The 4,365-nt window shown below is 41.8% G+C and carries 2 protein-coding genes; one reads left to right on the plus strand and one right to left on the minus strand.

All coding sequences use genetic code 11. The features are described from left to right. Window positions 1–165: 165 nt before the first annotated feature. The gene (locus tag IQ229_RS15005; protein ID WP_228013479.1) at window positions 166–804 is read right to left on the minus strand and encodes a GNAT family N-acetyltransferase; all 639 of its coding nucleotides are present in this window, start codon (window positions 802–804) and stop codon (window positions 166–168) included. A 1,028-nt stretch (window positions 805–1,832) separates the two neighbouring features. On the opposite strand from IQ229_RS15005, the gene IQ229_RS15010 reads away from it, so the two are divergent. Then, a partial coding sequence (locus IQ229_RS15010) for a GAF domain-containing protein (RefSeq protein ID WP_194044935.1) occupies window positions 1,833–4,365 on the plus strand: 2,533 nt, incomplete at its 3' end.

The following is a 4,365-nucleotide window of genomic DNA, read 5'->3' on the forward strand; positions in this document are numbered from 1 at the left end:
ATTTAGTCCTGACTTGAGTTTTGAGCTTTCTCTAAGTCAAAATAACTATGGTTTTCAAGGTAGATATGGTTTAGCTTAATTTGTGTTTAATTAGCGCTATGAGTTACATATTTCATCGAATTAATTGGAGAATAATACAAAAGTTTACAATTGCCAAAACAACACTCAGCTAATAGAATCAGCACTCAGGTGCTTGTGCAATAACATCTGGCTTGAGCCTCTTAGAAGAAATGTATTCCAATTAGATTCGACTTTATGCACTCGATATCCCAGCTTGAAATAAAGCTGTCGTGCTTGATGGTTATTTTCTAAAACATGGAGATATAAGTCTTGAAATCCCCACTCGCGAGAGACTTTTTCACAGCTAGTAAGTAATCCTGAAGCCACACCATGTCTACGGTATTTTGGGTGAACCGCTAAATTAGATAAGTAAGGAAAACCGACACCAACCTGGCTCCATGAATCACTACTGTAGCGCACACCCATTTCCACACTTCCTACTAAGTTATTAGTCTCACCAGTAGTAGCTTCAAGGGCAACTAAGCAAAGATGACGGGGCGCAGGTGATGCCATCCGATGCCTTAAGTCTTCGTAAATACCCAGACGTAGCAACGGGAAAGCCCATCCCCATATACCCTTATGGGAGTGAAAGCTTTCAGTAATAATTTGGGCAACACCAATCAAATCAGCAGGTGTAGCTGTACGAATTTGGAATTGGCAGGAAGCTGGATCGATTGCCTGTTGGTGGTATGAGTGAAAAAACCGATATTTCAAGGCTAGTTTAGTATTGATTTTATTCAACAAAAATTTTTTCAAATATCCTAAAACAAGATTTAAACTAAATCAGAACTTATAGAGTTGCCCAGGAGATTTAACTGAACCAATATTGCTAATTCGCTTTTTCTTGTAGTTTAAACAAATTTTTACACTTTAGAGGATGTTTTATAACCTGCATTTTTGAAAGAGTATTAGGAGTTACAACTTCATAAATCTATAACCTTAAATTCAGTATATTCATTGCATACCTTCTTTTAGGTGGGCAGAATATCAAACTGATTACCACAAAAACATCTCTAAAGTGATAGAGCTTTTAGCGAGTGGGCAGAGGAATAGCATAACTTATCTGTAAGCAGGATATCCAAAATTGTTAAGTAAGTACACTATCGCTCAACTCTGCTTTCAAACTACCTTGATTACAGTACTGAACTTGTTTTTTGCAGTTACCGCACACTGATACTACTTTGTTGTCAAGTCGTACAAGTAGGCTGTACAGGTACTGGGACAAGAATCTCTAAGGTTCCTAATCCCTAATCTCTAACTTCTCAACTCGCTACCACTTGTCTTAATGATAGTTCTGATTGCTAAATTAGAAAGAGGTATTTGTCTAATAGTATACTTTGGTTTTAAATCTTATTGTTTTAATTTTGCTGACTCTACCATGACTATCATAAATAAAATTTACCTGCAAGTGTTATTACAACAGCTGTGGAGGGAAAACTTAATATGCAGCTTTATCTGGATTTTTCAGCTGGCTATGAGCGCTGTATGTATTATCAGACATTGCTCACAGGAGGTGAAAAAAGATTTGGCAAGCAAGCGTCGACTCTGTAACACTAAAACTGACAATGAAAGCAATTACACTGCACCAACGCAAACGGTAATCGGCACAAGCAATTGAGACGAATTACTGTGAGTAAACGCTCCTACACTCAGCAGTCATGTAGCCAAACAGCCCTATTGGTCGAAATGCTCTGCTCTTACCTGACTCAGAAAAATCCTTACCTGATCAGATTATTCTTTATCCGACTGCCGTTGCAGCAGGAAAGCGGTGCATGAAATCCCAAGCAAACAGTAAGCCTAAAATTTTGGTTGTCGATGATGAACCAGACAACCTTGACTTGCTTTACCGCACTTTCTATCGTGATTATAAGGTGCTAAGGGCAACCTCTGGTCCTGCGGCCCTCGATCTGCTGGCTCAAGAGGGAGAGATCGCGGTGATCATCTCCGATCAGCGGATGCCAATGATGAGCGGTACAGAATTTTTGAGCCTGACAGCAACTCAATATCCAGATATTATCCGGATTATTTTAACTGGCTACACCGATGTCGAAGACCTGGTGGAAGCAATCAATGCTGGCAAGGTATTTAAATATGTAACGAAACCGTGGGAAGCGGAGGAACTAAAAGCAGTGGTACGGCAAGCTTTGGATACTCACAATGTCCTCAAAGCTAGAACCCGCGAACTTACCCGCACACTCCGTCAAGAATCGCTGCTGAATACCGTTACCAATACGATTCGCAGTGCTTTAGACTACAGACAAATTTTGCAAGCAATTGTAGATACAGTGGGTCACATGTTGGAGGTGGATGTTTGTCTGCTACGTCCCTTCCAAGATGAGCAGTTGGCGGATAAAGGGTTTATTTATCAGAAGCCTCTTTCTGAAGAAACAGAGGTGCAGGAGATCGGAGCAGAAATAGGAGTAAGTCTTTCGTCTCTGCCCATTATATCCTCTGCAACTCCTCTGCCTCTTTTGGCTCAGACAGTGTGGGAAACCCGCGAAGTTCAAGTGATTCACGATGTAATTGATGATGAGCGCATTCACGGTAACACTCCCGAACTGCGTGAGCGGGGGCAAGCTTTTGCTGCTGCTAACATTTGTTCTAGTTTAGTTGTGCCATTGATCTGCCAACAAGAACTGATGGCAGTGCTAGCACTACACCAGTGTTCTCTGCCTCGCTTTTGGGGCGAGGATGAGGTGCAGTTAGTGTTGATGGTAGCAGATCAGGCAGCCTTAGCTTTGTCTCAAGCTTATGCTTACGAACAAGTACGTGCCCTTGCCAAGCGGGAGAGCTTGATTAATACGATTACTAGCGCAATTCGCTCTAGCTTAGATCCTCAAGATATCTTTGCGGCTATAACCCAACAATTGGGACAAGCTTTACAAGTTGATGGATGCGTCTTGTCTTTGTGGACAGAGGAAGATGAGTTTGTTGAATGTGTGGGTTTGTATGATAGTTTTCAACATCTAGAAAATTTAAAAGCGCCAGCCCCAGATAATAATTCAAGTAGCAATCATCACCTATCAAATCAGAGATTACCCTACTCTCAAGCATCGATTCAGGAAAATCCCATCCTCCAACAAATGCTACAGACACATGAACCTGTGGTAATTGGTAATGTGAGCCATTCTCCCTCAGATGTGCGGGGTTTTGATTTACCTTTAAAAATACCAGCGCGATCGCTAATGTTTGTACCATTATTAGCTGATGGTAAATGTATCGGTAGTATTACCTTGCATGAAGGTAAAAAAGTACGCCAATGGTTGCCATCTGATATCGATTTGGCCAAAGCAGTGGCAGCGCAAGCCGCGATCGCTGTGCAGCAGTCACACTTATATCAAAAAACTCGCCAACAAGCGGAACGCTTACTGGAATTAGACAAACAAAAAACCGAATTTTTCCAAAACATTTCCCATGAGTTTCGCACACCGATTACCTTGATTCAAGGGCCTTTAGAGTCGGCGGTGGCAGCTGGTGAGGGATTATCTTACTCTCAAAGTGCGATCGCCCTGCGTAACTCCCGCCGCCTGCTGCGACTGGTAAATCAACTCCTAGATTTACAACGCCTGAATGCAGGGAGAATGCAGCCTAGCTTTCATCCTTGTGATTTAGTCGAATTTGTCAGCCAAATAGTTGAATCTTTTCGTCCCTACTGTGAGAAAAAGAAACTGCATCTAGTCACCCAGTTAGATGAGTGTGCGACGGTGTACTTGGACATGGAAAAATTTGACAAGGTGGTTTATAACCTCTTGTCAAATGCCATGAAGTTTACTCCCGAAGGTGGCACCATCAGTGTCAGACTAAAATCTGAGCGCGATCGCTGCATATTACAAGTGCAAGATACTGGAATTGGTATTGTTAAAGAACAAATTCCCCACCTATTTGAGCGCTTTCGCCAAGCTGAAGGTTCAGCAAACCGCTCCTATGAAGGCAGTGGTTTGGGTTTAGCTCTAGTTAAAGAATTAGTAGAATTACATGGTGGTAAAGTCACTGTGGAATCAGTTTATGGTAAAGGTACTACTTTTAGTTTATGGCTGGTGACTGGAAATGCTCATTTACCTGCACAGCAAGTACTAGAAACGCCTACCGAAGTGAATACAAGCCGCGCTAGCGTAGAATTAGCTGATTTAGAACTAGTAGAGTCAACAACAGACAATATTGAAGATATTACAATAAACCTCTCCCCCAATGTTGATACCCAAGACTCAGCACATAAGACTCAGCACTCAATTTTAGTTGTAGATGACAACCCCGATTTGCGAACCTATGTATCTGAAATTTTCCGCCGTAATGGCTATCATGTAC

The organism is Nostoc cf. edaphicum LEGE 07299, assembly GCF_015207245.1.
GTDB classification, from domain to species: Bacteria; Cyanobacteriota; Cyanobacteriia; order Cyanobacteriales; family Nostocaceae; genus Nostoc; species Nostoc edaphicum_B.